Source organism: Mesorhizobium sp. LSHC412B00, from assembly GCF_000503035.1.
Taxonomy (GTDB): domain Bacteria; phylum Pseudomonadota; class Alphaproteobacteria; order Rhizobiales; family Rhizobiaceae; genus Mesorhizobium.
In genome coordinates this window covers 1-16,637 of the sequence record NZ_AYWB01000021.1, presented here as the reverse complement: position 1 = coordinate 16,637, position 16,637 = coordinate 1, and the positions used below count along the sequence as shown (strand labels likewise).

General features: G+C 62.8%; 13 protein-coding genes and 1 pseudogene. 6 read left to right on the top strand and 8 right to left on the bottom strand.

Annotation, left to right across the window (positions count from 1 at the left end):
- The first annotated feature begins 72 nt into the window (after positions 1–72).
- Entirely contained in the window at positions 73–825 is a 753-nt protein-coding gene (locus X757_RS139420; protein ID WP_023715042.1) for a Stf0 family sulfotransferase, read from the top strand.
- Here X757_RS139420 and X757_RS139425 read toward each other — a convergent pair whose 3' ends face one another.
- The 3 genes from X757_RS139425 to X757_RS139435 form a co-directional block, all read right to left on the bottom strand.
- Complete coding sequence (locus X757_RS139425) at positions 826–3,168, bottom strand: response regulator (protein WP_023715041.1); 2,343 nt, start codon at positions 3,166–3,168, stop codon at positions 826–828. It abuts the gene before it with no gap.
- An 85-nt stretch (positions 3,169–3,253) separates the two neighbouring features.
- The gene (locus X757_RS139430) at positions 3,254–3,439 is read right to left on the bottom strand and encodes a hypothetical protein (RefSeq protein ID WP_023684018.1); all 186 of its coding nucleotides are present in this window, start codon (positions 3,437–3,439) and stop codon (positions 3,254–3,256) included.
- A gap of 37 nt (positions 3,440–3,476) precedes the next feature.
- On the bottom strand, positions 3,477–4,496 hold the full coding sequence (locus X757_RS139435) for a substrate-binding domain-containing protein (protein ID WP_031195645.1): 1,020 nt from the start codon (positions 4,494–4,496) through the stop codon (positions 3,477–3,479).
- Between the two features lie 218 nt (positions 4,497–4,714).
- Between X757_RS139435 and X757_RS139440 the strand changes: the two genes are divergently transcribed.
- The 4 genes from X757_RS139440 (at position 4,715) to X757_RS139455 (ending at position 10,046) form a co-directional block, all read left to right on the top strand.
- The gene (locus tag X757_RS139440) at positions 4,715–5,548 is read left to right on the top strand and encodes an inositol monophosphatase (protein WP_031198040.1); all 834 of its coding nucleotides are present in this window, start codon (positions 4,715–4,717) and stop codon (positions 5,546–5,548) included.
- Positions 5,549–5,582: 34 nt separating this feature from the next.
- A complete protein-coding gene (locus X757_RS139445; protein WP_023727596.1) occupies positions 5,583–6,635 on the top strand; it encodes an ABC transporter substrate-binding protein in 1,053 nt (350 codons plus the stop codon).
- A gap of 91 nt (positions 6,636–6,726) precedes the next feature.
- The gene (locus tag X757_RS139450) at positions 6,727–8,931 is read left to right on the top strand and encodes an iron ABC transporter permease (RefSeq protein ID WP_245275127.1); all 2,205 of its coding nucleotides are present in this window, start codon (positions 6,727–6,729) and stop codon (positions 8,929–8,931) included.
- Between the two features lie 14 nt (positions 8,932–8,945).
- Positions 8,946–10,046 carry an ABC transporter ATP-binding protein gene (locus X757_RS139455; RefSeq protein WP_023727594.1) on the top strand — a complete coding sequence of 367 codons (1,101 nt, stop codon included), beginning with the start codon at positions 8,946–8,948 and terminating at the stop codon, positions 10,044–10,046.
- 254 nt (positions 10,047–10,300) lie between these two features.
- On the opposite strand, the gene X757_RS04005 is transcribed toward X757_RS139455, so the two are convergent.
- The 4 genes from X757_RS04005 to X757_RS139470 all read right to left on the bottom strand — a co-directional run bounded on the left by X757_RS04005 (position 10,301) and on the right by X757_RS139470 (position 15,154).
- Entirely contained in the window at positions 10,301–12,604 is a 2,304-nt protein-coding gene (locus X757_RS04005) for a xanthine dehydrogenase family protein molybdopterin-binding subunit (protein ID WP_023727593.1), read from the bottom strand.
- Positions 12,601–13,593, bottom strand: coding sequence for a xanthine dehydrogenase family protein subunit M (locus X757_RS139460; RefSeq protein WP_023727592.1), 993 nt, complete (start codon positions 13,591–13,593; stop codon positions 12,601–12,603). Before X757_RS139460 ends, X757_RS04005 begins: the two co-directional genes overlap by 4 nt.
- Positions 13,590–14,081, bottom strand: coding sequence for a (2Fe-2S)-binding protein (locus X757_RS139465; protein ID WP_023730815.1), 492 nt, complete (start codon positions 14,079–14,081; stop codon positions 13,590–13,592). The genes X757_RS139460 and X757_RS139465 overlap by 4 nt, the downstream gene beginning before the upstream one ends.
- Before the next feature lie 239 nt (positions 14,082–14,320).
- Positions 14,321–15,154, bottom strand: coding sequence for an SDR family oxidoreductase (locus X757_RS139470; protein WP_031251615.1), 834 nt, complete (start codon positions 15,152–15,154; stop codon positions 14,321–14,323).
- A 154-nt stretch (positions 15,155–15,308) separates the two neighbouring features.
- On the opposite strand from X757_RS139470, the gene X757_RS139475 reads away from it, so the two are divergent.
- A complete protein-coding gene (locus X757_RS139475; RefSeq protein ID WP_023727589.1) occupies positions 15,309–16,202 on the top strand; it encodes a LysR family transcriptional regulator in 894 nt (297 codons plus the stop codon).
- A 308-nt stretch (positions 16,203–16,510) separates the two neighbouring features.
- Here X757_RS139475 and X757_RS1000000168210 read toward each other — a convergent pair.
- Positions 16,511–16,637: pseudogene (locus X757_RS1000000168210) on the bottom strand (IS256 family transposase); the annotation flags it as partial.

Here is a 16,637-nt window from a genome sequence, read left to right as displayed (position 1 = left end):
CTTTCGCGAAGCGCGCGTGTCACCGCGCCCTGGCGGGGTTAGCCCAATCCATGACAAGCGACAGAGTCCCAGATGCTTGACGGCTACATAATCTGCGGCACGCCGAGAACCGGAAGCACTTTGCTGTGCGGCCTTCTGGCCTCGACGAAAACAGCCGGCGATCCGCACTCATTCTACCGGCGGCAGGACAAAGCGGAATGGGCCGAAGAGTGGAAATTGCCGCATCCCGAGACGATGAGCGCGCATGATTTCGACGTCGCCTATCTCGGTGCGGCAATCAGCGCGGGAAGGGGCGGAACAGGCGTCTTCGGCTTGCGCCTGATGCGGGAAAACCTGGGTGAACTCTCGGCCATCCTCGACCGGATCTACCCAGACCTGCCATCGGACAAAGCACGCTTTGAAAAGGCCTTCGGCCGGATCCTCTACATCCATCTTTCGCGCGAAAACAAGCTGGCGCAGGCGGTGTCGCTGATCAAGGCCGAGCAGACTGGGCTTTGGCACATCGCGCCCGACGGAACCGAGATCGAACGGGTCGCACCGCCGCAGGAACCCCGCTACGATTTCAAGCGGATCCAGCGCGAGCTTGCCGAACTCGAAGCCTATGACGCGGGCTGGAATGTCTGGTTCGCGGAGCAGGGGATCGTCCCGCTGCGCATCGGCTATGAGCGCCTGTCAGCCGATCCGGCAGCGGCATTGTCATCCATCTGCAAGGCCCTGGGCGTTCCGGCGCCGAATGCCGCCGACGTAAAGCCGGGCGTCGCCAAGCTCTCCGACGAGACCAGTCTCGACTGGATGCACCGCTATCGTCTGGACGCGGCGATTTGATCAAGCCCTCTTTACCGTGACCGTTTCGCTGAGCCATGTGCCGATCTTACTGCCGAGGCGGTCGGGCGACACCGGCTTGGGCAGATAGTCGTCCATTCCGGACTCGATACATTTGTCGCGGTCGCCCTTCAGTGCGTGAGCGGTGACGCCGATGATTGGTGTGTGATTGCCACTCGCTGCCTCCGCCGCCCGGATGGCGCGGGTCGCCTCGTAGCCGTTCATCTCCGGCATGGAGACGTCCATGAGGATCAGCTTCGGCCGCAGCGCCCGGTACATCTCAACGGCCGTGCGGCCATTGCTGGCGATGCGGTAGCTGAGGCCAAGCCCATTGAGGATTTGGCCGAACACCAGCTGGTTCACGTCATTGTCCTCGGCGATCAGAATATCGATCGGGCCGTTTGGCGTGGCGATCGATTCAGGCACTGTGGCCGCCGGAATTGCCGGGCCGCGAATGACGGTGAAGGCGGGTGGCGTCACGGGTGCCGCCTGCGGAACAACAGGCTCGCGAACGAACTGGGCCTTGCCGATCTGGGCCCGCGCTTTCTGGATGGCCGAGATGACGGTGCCGAGCAGGATGGCCGAGCGCGCCGGCTTGGTGAGATGCGCGGCGATGCCGAAATCGATGACCATCTTGCCGAAATCGACCTGATCGACCGAGGTCAGCAGCACCACCGGGATGGCGGAGAGACGGCTGTCGGCGGAAATCGCCTTGGCGACATCGGCGCCGTTCATGCCGGGCATCTGGTAGTCGAGGATGATGCAGTCGACCGCAGCACCGAGTTGGCTGGCCCGGTCTAGAAAGGCGAGGCCGACGGCGCCGCTTTCGGCGGCCGCGCAGTCGAAGCTCCAGCTTCTGAGCTGCTCCAGCAAGATCTCGCGGTTGACCGGGTTGTCGTCGATGACCAGCACGCGGGCGCCGGTGACATCGACCGGCACGATCTCGTTGCGCGTGTCCTGCTGATGCGCCGGCAGCGGCACGGCGAACCAGAACACCGAGCCGCGGCCGATCTCGCTTTCGACGCCGATCTTGCCGCCCATCAGGTCGATGAGGCGGGCGGCGATGGCAAGGCCGAGGCCGGTGCCTTCATGGCGGCGCGTCGACGAGCCGTCGACCTGCGCGAATTTCTCGAACACGTTCTCGAGCTTCTCGGCAGGAATGCCGATGCCTGTGTCCTCGACGCGGACCTTGAGCTGGACCATGCCGTCGACCACCTCGCCGCCGACATCGATCAGCACATGGCCCTTCTCGGTGAACTTCACCGCATTGCCGAGCAGATTGGTGACGATCTGACGGAACCGTCCGGCATCGCCGACGACATGGGCAGGCAGGCGCGGGTCGACACGCACGATCAGCTCGAGGTTCTTTTCGGCGACGCGCGCCGACACCAGTGTGGCCACGTCCTCGACCGCTTCGGCAAGCCGGAAGGGTGCAGGATCGAGCGTCAGCTGACCGGCATTGATCTTGGAGAAATCGAGGATGTCGTTGATGATGGTGAGCAGCGCATTGCCGGACTTGACGATGACTTCGGTGAAGGTTTTCTGGCGCGCGTTAAGCTCGGTCTTGGCGAGCAGTTCGGCCATGCCCAGCACGCCATTCATCGGCGTGCGGATCTCATGGCTCATATTGGCCAGGAATTCCGATTTGGCGCGGTCGGCCGCTTCGGCCTTGAACAAGGATGCGGCGGATTCGGTGAAGGCGCGGCGAATCGCATTTTCCATCGGCCGGAAGATCCAGAGGGCAACGATGGCAAGAACCGCGAACAGAAGGCCGCTTGCCCACAACAGCAGCCTGTCGCTGGAGGCGTCGGCCAGATGGCGTTCGCCATCCATGGCGGTACGCACACGCACCAGCATCGGCTGGACGAACAGGTCGTTCTGGTTGAGGATTTCGCGCGAACTCCATTCGTCGGTCTGTTGCGCCGCCGACATCAGGTTGAAGTTGCGCACGATGTCGCGCGACGACCAGAACAGGTCGCCGTTGACGGCGGCCGACGAGAGTTCGTCCAGCGTTTTGGCCGACAGGCTCGGCTTGATCGCGGCCAACTCCGCGGACAGTGTTTCGATCTCGCTGGTCAGGCGTTGCGAATGGCCGCGCGCTGCGGCGGCAAGGCCGTCACGGGTTTCGGTGCGCCAGGTCGTGCTGGCGGTTTCGGCAAAGCTGGAGGCGTTGCGCAGGTCGCGGGTGAAGACGACGAGATTGCTGCTCAGCGCGTCGATGTCGTGGCGGAAGGAATTGACGCGATTGAGCGCAAACATCACCGCGGTGGAAGCCAGCGCAAAGATGAGCAATCCCGAGATGTAGCGGATCCGGATCGAGCGGATGAAGAAAGAATATTCCGGCATGCGCAACCCCAACACATACGCATCATTTTAACGGTCGGGATTACGCTTGATTTACATTAAAATTCCGTTCGCGCCTGGCGGGCCGTCAAGATCCTGGCTGCACGTGCCCGGAGTTGGCGCCATAGAGGGTGGCATCGCATTCGCGCATCATGCGCAGTGCTTCTTCCTCGGTCAGGCCGAACTTGCGCATCATGCTCCGGATTTCGGGGCCTACAGCTATCTCCACCGGTCTTGCCGCCTGGCGGGTCTTCCTGGCCTTTTTCTTGGACATCAGTACGTTTCCCGTCTTGACCGACACATGTTTCGCATCAGCCCTGGCCCGGCCTCACCGTGCTGCGCCAGACCATGGGCGCATGGCAGATCAGGCGGCTGCCAGCCTCCTCCCGCGCGCCGGTCGCGAGCCGCACGGCGCGCCTGGCGATCTCCTCGATCGGCGGCGAGAACGTCGTCAGCCGGTAAGAGGCCCAGTCGGCCTGTTCAATGTCGTCAAAGCCGATGACGCAGAGATCGCGGGGTACGTTGATGCCGAACTCGTGGCGGGCCGCATCGAGAAAGCCGCACGCAATCAGGTCGGTCACGCAGAACGCCGCATCCGGCCGCTGCCGGCCGGAAAAGAGTCGCCTGGCGCCATCGGCTCCGGTGGCATAGCCGGTGCGGCCCTCGCGCCACACGGTCACCTCCAGCCCTTCCTTCTGCGCGGCGGTAAGGAAGGCGGTTTCGCGGGAGAGCAGGCTGGGCGTGCCGGCAGCCGAGGTCACCAAAGCGGGGCGGGTACAGCCGGCCCGGATGAAGGCATGCAGCGCTGCCTCTGCGGCTGCAGCGTTGTCGACACCGATATTGTGCGGGCCGTCGAAGCGGTCATCGCGATTGATCAGCACCAGCCGCTGGCCGTTCTCAAGACAGGTGCGGATCAGCAACTGCGGCGGCGAGCCGGACAGAACGATGCTCGCATCGGCGCGATAGTTCAGCGTGTTGCGCAGCGCCTGGTCGACATGGTGGCTGGGGCCGGAGGTGTTGAACACCATGGCCATTTTGCCGGCGTCCCGCAGATGTTGGGTCAGCGCCTTCTGCAGGCGGGCATGATAGGGCGTGTCGCCGTCGGCAACGATGAGGCAGACGATGCCGGTCGAAGCCCGCATCAGGCCGCGAGCCAGATGGTTGACGTGATAGCCGAGTTGCTCGGCCGCCAGCATCACCCGCTCGCGGGTTTCCCCGGAAACGGAAGCGCCGGGCGTGAAGGTACGTGACACGGCCGAGCGCGAAACCCCGGCGAGGTCGGCAACCTGCTGGGCGCTGGAAAAACCGGTGCGGATTCTCGGAACCGTCAAGCGAACGCTCTCGCTGCTGTTTTCGTAATTCTTTGCACGCCCGTGCAATGTAATGCAACTCTTCTGCCATTGCCACCCACCGCACTTGACAGGCATGGCGGAATGCAACAGCTTTGCACAGCCGTGCAATACAAGCCGGCTCAAGAGTGGCATCGGAGGAATACCCTGTCCATTTCGCCGAAGACGGCATTGAGGGCGCGACTGTCCGGACCGGCTGCATGAGCAGGGCGGCGGCGCATCCGAAGGCGGACCGGCTGTCCGAGGCCGAGATGGACAGGCGTGCCGAGGTCTGCCGGAAACTGCTTGTCACGGCCGGGCAACTGGCGATGGAAGGCTATGCCCGGCAGGGCGCCGTCCAGCCGGTGGCGATGAAAGGCCCGCAGGATTTTCTCACTGAAACCGACGGTAAGGTCGAGGAGCACATCCGCGCGACGCTGGCAGACGCTTTTCCGCAGGACGGGTTTTTGGGCGAGGAAGGCGGTGGCATCGGCTCTGCCCGCATGTGGGTCGTCGACCCCATCGACGGCACCGCCAATTTCATGCGCGGTATTCCGCATTTCTGCATTTCGATAGCTTTCGTCGAGGACGGCCGCAGCGAGATCGGCGGCATTGCCAATCCGGCCATCGGCGAAACGTATTTTGCCCGTCGCGGGCAAGGCGCGACACGCAATGGCGCGCCGATCCATGTTTCGCCGACGCAAGCGTTCGACCGTGCCTTTGTGGAGTTCGGCTGGTCGCCGAGGATTCCGAACCGTGAGTATCTCGACAAGGTGAGCCTGGTGTGGGCGCTCGGCGCCAATGTACGCCGCTCCGGCTCCGGAGCGCTTGGGCTGGCCTATGTGGCCGACGGCCGCTCGGATGCCTATGCCGAGCTGCACATCAATTCGTGGGACTGCCTGGCCGGATTGCTGCTGGTGGAGGAGGCCGGCGGCCGGGTGAACCGGTTCCTCGACGGCGACGGCATGGCGAAGGGCAATCCCGTGCTTGCGGCAGCACCCGGTGTCGCGGCGACATTGTCCCAGGTGATCGGAGTGCCGCTCGACGACGGGTAGATCGTTTCCAGTGAGAAGACAGGGAGGAATATCGATGAAGACATTTGACAGTAAGCAAGGCTTGCGCGCCGCCTGGCTTGGCCTTGGCGCGGCGCTGGCCATGTTCGGATTGGCGGGTGCCGCCCAGGCGGCCGACCGCAGCCTCACAATGTATTGCGCCGTCGACGAGGCCTGGTGCCGGGCGATGGCGACCACCTACCAGAAGGAGACGGGCGTCAGCGTCGACATGACCCGCATGAGCGCCGGCGAAATCTACGCCCGCCTCCGGGCCGAGAAGGACAATCCGCAAGCCGATATCTGGTGGGGCGGCACCGGCGACCCGCATCTGCAGGCGGCGGAAGAGGGCCTCACCCAGGAATACAAGTCGCCGCAACTGGCAAACTTGCGCGACTGGGCGCTGAAGCAGGCCGACAGGTCGAAGAACCGCACGGTCGGCATTTATCTCGGTGCGCTCGGCTATGGCTACAATGAGGAAGATCTGAAGCAGCGCGGGCTGACCGCGCCGGCGTGCTGGGCCGATCTGGTCAAGCCGGAATTCCAGGGCGAGATCGAGATGGCCGACCCGAATTCATCGGGCACGGCCTGGACCATGCTTGCCACCATCGTCCAGCTGATGGGCGAGGACAAGGCATTCGACTATCTCAAGCAGCTCAACAAGAACATCGCCGAATACACCAAGGCAGGGGCTGCGCCGGCGCTCGCCGTCGGCAAGGGCGAGACGCTGATCGGCATCTCCTTCCAGCACGACGTGATCAATGCCGCGAAACAGAACCCTGCCGTGAAGGTGGTGTCGCCTTGCGAAGGCACCGGCTTCGAGATCGGTTCGATGAGCATCGTGACGGGCGCCAAGCATGCCGAAGAGGCGCAGAAATTCTACGACTGGGCGCTGAGCCCGGACGCGCAGAAGCTCGCGGCGCCGAACGGCAGCTTCCAGATTCCGTCGAACACCGCCACGCCGGTGCCGCCCGAGGCGCCGGACCTCTCGAAGATCAAGCTGATCGACTACGACTTCGCCAAATACGGCTCGTCGGCCGAACGCAAGCGGCTGTTGAAGAAGTTCACCGACGAGGTCCGCAATGGCGGCTGAGCGCGTTCTTTCGCGCTCACTCTAGCATCTGATCGCCGGCTGCCCTTCGCGGCAGCTGGCGCACCGTCCTTTGGCAACAGAAAGACATTGAATGGCCGCGGCCGGTTCCATGGTCAGTTCCGCTCCTGGACGCAGCGCGCTCCCCTGGGTAATGGCCGCGTGGGCGAGCTTCGTGCTCTTGCCTTGGTACAAGGTCGAAGGCGGCTTCCTTTCGTTCGACTGGCTGGCACAGCCGGCGGATGCGACGCCGGCCATCATGCTGGCGCTCGGTGGCCGGCCCTGGCTGTTGCCGATTATCCTGCCGCTTCTGCTGGCGAGCTGGCTGGTGGCGCGCAACAACCCCAAGAGCCTGGCGGTTGCAGGCGCGGCGGGCCTGCTGTGGCTGGCCATCGAAGGCTTTTCCATCATCCATTCGGGCTGGGGATTTGGCTTGCTTACCCAGGTCGCCGGCACGCCGGGACCGATACAGCCGGGGCTCGGCTGGGGTGCGGCGCTCTATGCCGTGGCGATGCTGATGTTCATCGCCGAGGCGCTCGCTGCGCGGGGATGGTGCAAGGGCGACCGTTTCGTCGTCGGCTCGCTCTCAATCGTGATTGCTTCGCTGATCCTGTTCGTCGCCTATCCGCTGCTGTCGATCCTCACCTCGGCCATCAAGGACAATGACGGCAATGTCGTGCCGGCGCTGTTCTTCGATAAGATCTTTAGCGCCAACATATGGAGCCTGCGCTGCCTCTATGGCGAGGGCTCCTGCGGCGTGGCGTGGAACACGGTGGCGATCGCAGTCCTCGTCGGCTTTTTCTGCACGGCGCTCGGCCTAGCGCTGGCGCTGATCGCGCTACGCACCAAGCTGCCGGCCAAATGGTTGCTGCGCGGCCTGTCCATCCTGCCGATCATCACGCCGCCCTTCGTCATCGGCCTGGCGCTGATCCTGCTGTTCGGCCGCGCCGGCATCGTCACCAACCTCATGTCGGTGCATCTCGGCATTCCGCGCAGCCGCTGGATCTATGGCATGGCCGGCATCACCATCGCGCAGGTGCTGGCCTTCACGCCGATCGCCTTCCTGGTTTTGGTCGGCGTGCTGCAAGGGGTCAGCCCGAGCATGGAGGAGGCGTCGCAGACCTTGCGCGCCAGCCGCTGGCGGACGTTTCGCACCGTCACCTGGCCGTTGATCCGGCCGGGCCTGGCCAGCGCCTTCCTGATCTCGTTCATCGAGAGCATGGCCGATTTCGCCAATCCGCTGGTGCTGGGAGGCAATTTCAACGTGCTGTCGACCGATATATTCTTCGCGGTGGTTGGCGCGGCGCACGACCAGGGTCGCGCGGCGGTGCTGGCGATCGTGCTGTTGATGTTCACGCTGGCAGCCTTCGTCATCCAGCGCCGCTGGATCGGCAGCCGCAGCTACGTCACCGTCGCAGGCAAGGGCGATGGCGGCGTACCGGCGACGCTGCCCAAGGCCTTGCGGATCGGCTGCTACGCCGCCGTCGTTCCGTGGCTGGTTCTGACCATCGTGGTCTACGGCATCATCCTGGGCGGCGGTTTCGTGCAATCGATCGGGCGCGACAACACGCCGACGCTCGAATATTTCCTCACCGCCTTTTCGATCGAGAAAGGCGTCAATGGCTGGTTTTTCAGCGGCTCGGCCTGGCCGTCGCTGCTGATGACCATCGGCCTGGCGCTGGTGGCCATGCCGTTCACCGCGGCGCTCGGCATCCTGACGGCCTATCTGCTCGACCGGCAGCGTTTCGCCGGGCGCACCATGTTCGAATTCCTGGCCATGATGAGTTTCGCCATTCCCGGCACGGTGATCGGCGTCAGCTATATCCTTGCCTTCAACGTGCCGCCGGTGCAATTGACCGGCACCGGGCTGATCATCGTCATCTCCTTCATCTTCCGCAACATGCCGGTGGCGATCCGTGCCGGGCTCGCCAATCTGGGCCAGATCGACAAGAGCCTGGACGAGGCATCGCTGACGCTTGGGGCGCGGTCTTTTGCTACCTTGCGGCGGGTGATCCTGCCGATCCTGAAGCCGGCGATCGTGACCGCGATGATCTACAGTTTCGTGCGCGCGGTGACGGCGGTCAGCGCCGTCATCTTCCTGGCGAGCGGCCGGTTCAACCTCGCCACGGTCTACATTGTCGGGCGCGCAGATGTCGGCGAATACGGCATCGCGATTGTCTATTCGGCGGTGATGATCGTCGTCATGATGGTCATCCTCATCGGCATCCAGCTGCTGGTCGGCGAACGCCGGCTCGGCCGGCGCCGGCCTGGTCCGGAAGCCGTTGTGGCAGCAATCTGATGGGGAGAAGCGGCGTGGATCAGACGGCGAAGACTGCTGCCCCGGTTGCGACGGACAGGCCAGCGGTGCGGTTCGAGGGCGTCACCAAGAAATATGGCGCGGTGACCGCCGTCGACAACGTCAGCTTCGACATCGCGGCGGCCAGTCTGGTGACGCTGCTCGGGCCCTCGGGTTGCGGCAAGACGACGACGCTCAGGCTGATCGCCGGGCTGGAACAGACCAGCACCGGGCGCATCCTGATCGACGACAAGGACGTCACCTTGCTGTCCGCCGCCGAGCGCGATGTCTCCATGGTGTTCCAGTCCTATGCGCTGTTTCCGCATATGAACGTGATGGAGAATGTCAGCTACGGCCTGCGGGCGATGGGGCTTGGCAAGGCGCAGGCAGCCGAGCGCGCCGCCGAAAAGCTGTCGCTTGTCGGCCTGTCCGGCTACGAGAAGCGCCAGCCGAGCGAGTTGTCCGGCGGCCAGCAGCAGCGCGTCGCGGTGGCGCGCGCCATCGTGCTGGAGCCGAAGGTGCTGTTGTTCGACGAGCCGCTGTCCAATCTCGACGCCAAGCTGCGCCGGCGGGTGCGCGACGAAATCCGCGGTCTCCAGCAAGATCTGGCGCTGACCATGGTCTATGTCACGCATGACCAGGAAGAGGCGCTCGCCGTCTCCGACCGCATCATCGTCATGAACGCCGCTCGCGTCGCCCAGGACGGCACGCCGCGCGACCTCTACAACGAGCCGACCAACCGTTTCATCGCCGACTTCATGGGCGACGCCAATCTGCTCGATGTCGAGGTGCTTTCCAGCAATGCGACCAGTGCAAGGGTCAAGGTCGGACCCTTGCTGCTCGACATGCCGGGTCGCGGTAACGCTCCGGGGCCGGCGATCCTCGCTGTGCGCCCGAATGCCGTGCGCATCTTGCCCGGCCAGCCAGCGGGCACCATGAAGGGCCAGGTGGTCAAGAGCTCGTATCTCGGCGACCACATGGAATACCGAATCGCGATCAGCGATCCGGCGGTCGAACTGTTCGCGACATCGCCTGATGTCACACCCGCCGTGGCGGAAGGGACGATGGTCGGGATCGATTTCGATCCGGCGAAGATCGTGCTGATCAAAGACGATTGAACGCGCCGGGAAAACCGTTGCACACTTTCCCGGCGTTGCTTGGTGACGTTACAACAGGCGGCGACCAGCGATTAGCGACCCAGTTTTGCCTTGGGTTTAGAATCGTTGTTTTTGCATGCTCGCCTATTTGCGAGCCTGAGGGTCACCAGGGCGCATCGACCGAACTCAAACGAGCTTTTCCAGCGTGATCGGAAGGCTTCGAATGCGTTTGCCGGTCGCGTGGAAGACGGCATTACCGATCGCAGGTGCGACCCCTACGACACCGATCTCNCACCGATCTCGCCGACGCCTTTGCCGCCAAGAGCGGTTGCCTGCATGTCCGGAATTCCAACCGAAATCACCTGGATGTCGGGCACATCGGCGTTAACCGGGACGGCATAGTCGGCAAAATTCGCGTTGATGGTGCGCCCGTCTCGCTGGTCGACGTAACCTTCTTCCAGGAGAGCCTGCCCGAGACCCATGACCATACCGCCGATCCACTGGCTTTCCGCAAGCTTCGGATTGAAGATCCTGCCGCTATCGAATGCCGAGACCATGCGCTTGACGCGGATCGTGCCAAAATCCTCATCGATCCGAACTTCCACGAAATGCGCACACCAGCTATGGGCCGAGACGCCTCCTTCCACAGCGCCCTTCAACTGTGCAAAACTGCGGTCAGCTCCGTTCTTCATCTCCTCGGTGGCGCCGGGAGCAAAGGTGTTACCCTCGATTTCCAGTTTGTCTTTGCCCACTGCCTTCAAGAGTTCCGCGATGCCGATACCGCCGTTCGGCCGTCGGGTCGGTTGCACCGAGCCGTTTTCGAACGTGAGGTCAGTCGCCTTCGAGGCTGCCAGCGGCGACTTCGGATCGGATGCGGCAAGCGCCAGCAAGGCGTCCCGTGCATTCCTGGCCGCCTTGTCCACCGCTCCCGTCAGGTTGTTGGCCTGCTGGGAACCGCCTGCGAGCGCCGATCTGGGGAGGAGGGTATCGCCCAGCCGCACCGCGACTGTCTCAACAGGAACGCCCAATGCGTCAGCCGCTGTCTGGGCGAGAATGGTATAGGTCCCCGTTCCCATGTCGGTGCCCGCGCTGAGGACTTCGATCTGTCCACTGGCATGGAGTACGATCTTGGCTTCGCTCGCGGTACGGATCATGGGGTATGACCCGGCGGCCATTCCATAACCGATCAACTCGCGGCCTTCGCGCATCGAGCGAGGGGCCGGGTTCCGGTTCCACCAGCCGAAGGCTTCCGCGCCCACGGCATAGGCTTCGCGTAACTGTCGAGTGCTCCACTTCATCCCATTGCTGGGATCCGTCTCCGCCCAGTTGGCAAGGCGCAGCGTGACCGGATCCATGCTGAGCGCGTACGCCAGCTCGTCGATCGCGCTTTCCACAGCATAGGCACTGGGGTTTTCGCCGGGGCCCCGTTTCCAGCCGGGCTGGACCGTATTGACCGGGACGACGTTGAGACGTGAAGAAAAGTTCGGCGTCGCATACATGATCTTCGTCACATTGTTGCAAGCCTCGATATGGACTTCGTCAATCGCCGTCTCGTTCCAGCTCTCATGGACGATCGAGCTTATCTTTCCGTCCTTCGAGGCTCCGATTGAGAGTGTCTGCCGTGTCGCCGGTCGGCCGCCAAGGCCGGTAAAGGTCTGCGGCCGCGTGAGAGAAACCTTGATCGGCCTGCCCAGTTTCCGCGAGGCCGCGCAAGCCAGCCCCACATGCGGATGTGCCCCGATCTTGGACCCGAACCCACCGCCGACATAGGGCGAGATCACCCGCACATTCTCGATGTCGATGCCGAGCCATTCCGACACGACGCTCCGTGCCCCGCCAACCCACTGGCTGGGCTCCCAGACGGTGATTTTCCCGTTGTCCCAGGAAGCGATGCACGCATGCGGCTCCATCGGCACATTGTATTCGCGTGACGTCGTGTAAGTGACGTCTACCTTGACCTCGGCATTGGCCAACGCTGTCGCCGCATCGCCCCACGCGGCACCCATCTCATCGATGGGCTGCGCTTTTGCCTTGGGATCGTTGATGTCGAGAATAGGGTCGCCGTCCTCGTATTCGACCTTGAGAAGGCTTGCCGCTTCCGTTGCCTGTTCAAAGGTTTCTGCGACCACGAGCGCGATATGCATGCCGTTGAAACGGACCACATCGTCTTGAATTGGGGTAAATTCCTCGGTCGCTCCGCCGCCCTTGCTGTAGACGGTCGGCTTGTTGAGCTTCAGGGAATTCTGCGCGGTGTAGACATCCAGGACACCCGGTAGAGCCTTGGCGGCCGACGTATCGATACTGACGATACGCCCTGCCGGCCGCGTCGATTGGACAGTTACGCCATAGGCCAGGTTCTCCAGCTTCTGCTCGATCGCATAGCGAGCCTGCCCGGTTACTTTCAACGGGCCTTCGGCGCGGGAAAGCCTGGCACCGAGAGCTGGCGCCTTGGCGGGGACGGTCTCAGCCGCAACGGCTTTTGACGAGAGATCGACAGCGGCGCCAGCGACAGCGGCTACGCCGGCGCCGAGCTTCAAGACGGTGCGGCGGTTGAGTTCGAACGCGTTACCATGTGTCATGCGATACCTCCTACCGTCATCAGGGCGCGGGCCACGACCTTCGGTGCCAGTTCAACCTTGAATGCGTTGTGTCCGCTCGACTTCGCGCCGTCGCCGGCGGCTGACGAGGCGCTACGAATCGTCGCCTCGTCGAGCGTCTTTCCCTTGAGCAAATTTTCGACGGCGCGCAGGCGCCAGGGTTTGGTGGCGAGGCCGCCGACCGCGATGCGTACTTCGCGAATTGTCTTGCCATCGGCTTCCAATTCGATCCCGACAGCGGCGCTGGCCGCGGCGAACTCGTACGACGCGCGATCCCGGACCTTGAGATAATGCGAGCGTTCCAGGGCTGCCGAACGCGGGATCTCGATCCCGACGACCATCTCGCCGGCCGACAGCTCATGCTCAAGGTGCGGGGTATCGCCAGGGAGAAGGAAGAATTCGTCGGCGGGAATTTTGCGTTCGGAAGCTCCCCGGATGATGACCGTGGCGTCGAATGCCACCAGGGAAACCGCAAAATCTCCGGGGTAGATTGCTATGCACGCGTCACTCGTGCCGAGCACCGCGTGGTTGCGGTTGACGCCGCCAAGGGCAGCGCATCCGGAACCTGGATTGCGCTTGTTGCAGTTCGAATAAGCGCCCGGGTCCCGGAAGTAGGTGCAACGGGTTCGCTGCATCAAGTTTCCACCGATGGACGCCATGTTGCGCAGCTGTGCCGAGGCAGCGCGCCACAGGCTTTCGGAAAGCACCGGCGCAGCCTGCTTGATATCGGCGTGGTCGGCGACCTTGCTCATCTTGGCGAGCGCACCGATGCGAATGGCATCCGCCGATACCTCGATCTTGTCCAGGCCGGGAAGGCGCGTGATGTCGACCACCCGCGCAGGACGCTCGACATTCAGCTTCATGAGGTCAAGAAGCGTGGTCCCACCGGCGAGAAATCTTGTCTCTGGCTTGGTAGCCTCGGCAAGCGCCCTCGCGGCATCTTTGGCGCGGAGATACTCGAAAGGTCTCATAGTGCTGCCTCCTTCTTCAGGCGGCTGGCGGCATCGCGCACCGCGGCGACGATATGGGGGTAAGCGCCGCACCGGCAGATGTTGCCGCTCATGTATTCGCGGATGTCCTCGTCCGTATCGGCGTGGCCCTCACGAATGCATGCAACGGCCGACATGATCTGACCGGGGGTGCAATAGCCGCACTGGAATGCATCGTGCTCGATGAACGCGGTCTGGACTGCGTGCATCACGCCGTCGGCAGCCTGGAGGCCCTCGATCGTCGTGACCTGACGGCCTTCGACCTGGGCCGCCAGCGTCAGGCAGCTCAATACCCGCTCGCCGTCGACGTGGACGGTACAGGCGCCGCACTGCCCATGATCACAGCCTTTTTTCGTGCCGGGCAGGTTGGCATGCTCGCGTAATGCATCCAGCAGAGTCACGCGTACATCAAGATTGAACTGGTGGCGCCGGCTGTTGATGTCCAAGGCTAGCTGTCGGGGCTCTGGCATGTCGTCTCCTCGAGTGGCGGGCGGGATATAGGACGCGAAGCTAATCGGACCGACGACGCCTGGCGGCATCAGTGGGAAAGGGAACGTCCATTCCGAAGTTCGGTCGTTGGCCGGTTGCCCAACGGTCAACCCTCAGGAGAGCACGGGCGCGACATTCGGATTAGCCCCCAGAATTCGCATGAGCCTATCGACGGCGCTCATAAATAGACCTGCGACGACGGCAGTGCTGGATGCGACGTTCAGCTGTCGAAGGCCAGCGACCCGGATAGCTCCTCATGGGCATCGACCTGCTGCTGCAGCAGAGCGAGTTTCTGCCTGACCATTGCAAGAGCATCGGCGCCGGCGATGAACCGACGGGGCAGCTCCGGCTTGTCGACCAGAGTGATCAACGCCTGCGCGAGTTTCGCGGGGTCGCCGACTTGCTGGCCGTTCGCGGCTTTCCAACCCGTTATCTGCTGGGCGCGACGTTCGCTGTAATCGCTGACGAATGACGGAGCATATTGTGTGGATTCGTCCGTCAGCAGCTCCGTGCGGAAAAACCCGGGGTTCACGATCATCGTTTCAATGCCGAACGGCGCCACCTCGGCTTGCAGTGACTCGATCCAGCCATCAACGCCGAACTTTGCCGCGGCGTATGCAGAACAGAACTCAAAGCCGACCAGGCCTGCCGTCGATGAGATGGCAATGACCTTGCCAGAACCCTGCGCGCGCATGACCGGCAGGACTGCGCGCGTGACGTTCATGGCGCCGGTCAGGGTGGACGCGAGCTGAAGCTCGATATGGGCCGGAGTCAGGTCCTCGAAATAGCCGGCATAGAAGCCCGCGGCATTGTTGACGAGCACGTCGAGGCGACCAAAGCGGTCCAGGGTTGCCTTCACCGCGGCGTCGGCGTCGGCCGGCTTGGTCACGTCCAACGTGACGACCAAAAGATTGTCCGACTGCCTGATCGCCTTGGCGACCCGATCTGGGTTACGACCGGTCGCAACGACCTTATCGCCGATGGCCAGGGCCGCTTTGGCAAAGTCGAGGCCCATGCCTCGCCCTGCGCCGGTGATCATCCATACTCTACTCATAGTCGTATCCTTCCTGGTCGGTATCTTTCAGTTTATGCCGCGTTGGCTTGGCACGTCCGTCTCAGCGTTTCGTTATCTGCCAGGTGACATAGGGAATAGGACTCGATACGATTAGCCTCTATAATCTGCATGAAGTTAGAAATGGGATTGATAAATGAGGCGCGGAGATTTCAGCGAGCTGGCAGTCTTCATCGCCGTAGCAGAGGCGGGCAGCTTCACGCGCGCCGCAGCAAAGCTTGGTCTATCGCAGTCGGCGCTCAGCTACGCTGTCAGAACGCTGGAACAGCGCATGGGAGTCCGGCTGATCTCACGCACCACCCGCAGCCTGTCCGTGACGGTAGCTGGAGAGCGCTTGCTGCGAAGCCTGCGACCGGCCTTCGATCACATCGAAAGCGAGATCGCCGCCGTCGCCGCCCTGCGCGACAAGCCCACTGGCCTCATTCGCCTGACGACATTCCGATATGCTGCCAAATCAGTACTGTGGCCCGTCATCGCCAGACTCCTTCTGGAGTATCCGGATATCGAAGTAGAATTGAGCCTGGACGAAGGTCTGGTTGACATCGTTGCAAACAAATTCGACGCCGGTATCCGGATCGGCGAGCAGGTCCAGAAGGACATGGTGGCGGTAAGGATCGGCCCGGACCTGCGTATGGCGGTAGTTGGATCACCGTCGTATTTTGCAACCCGAACGGTTCCAAAGACACCGCGCGAACTTGGGGAACACAAAGGCATCAGCTACCGTCAGAAGACCGGCGGCGGGCTCTTTGCCTGGGAGTTCGAAAAACGCGGTGAGGAACTTGAAGTCAGGATGAATGGCCCACTCATTATCAATGACGGGGAAATGCTGGAGGCTGCGGCCCTCGACGGGCTCGGACTAGCATACACGTTTGAAAGCCAGGTCGCTCCGTTCGTCGCAGACGGACGCCTGATCCGGGTGCTGGAAGACTGGTGCCAACCCTTCCCGGGCTATCACCTCTATTATCCCAGCCGACGCCAGCACACTGCAGCGTTCGCTCTTCTTGTGGAGGCACTCCGTCTCAAGGCGTGACGGAAGGGCGAAAACACGCCGCTCTAACTTGGCAAAGTGAGTTATCCCTCCCTCATCAGCACGATTTTCGGGCGTCCAATCGATTCCTCCGTCGCAAGTTACCCCCCCCTTACGGACTGCGTCGCGGTGGCCGTCCGATTCCGAGCCTTGAAGCTGCCATCGCTTCCGGCCCTTATGCGGTCATTCCCTGATGCAGGTTGAGATGGCCTCGTGCTGGCAATGGCCGATGACTTTAGGCAAAGCGACCCTTCTTGTAATGCGGGGTTGTGTGCGTCAAGTTCTGCAAAATGGGGCGGCCATGATGCTGGTCATGCGGCTTGGCGCAGAGCGAGCTTCTTGTGCTCGCGCAGGTCGTCCATATTGATGTATCGGTTGGCCTCCATCCAGTTTTCATTGGTCTCGACGGCCAACGCCCTGACCAGGCGCAGGCAGCTT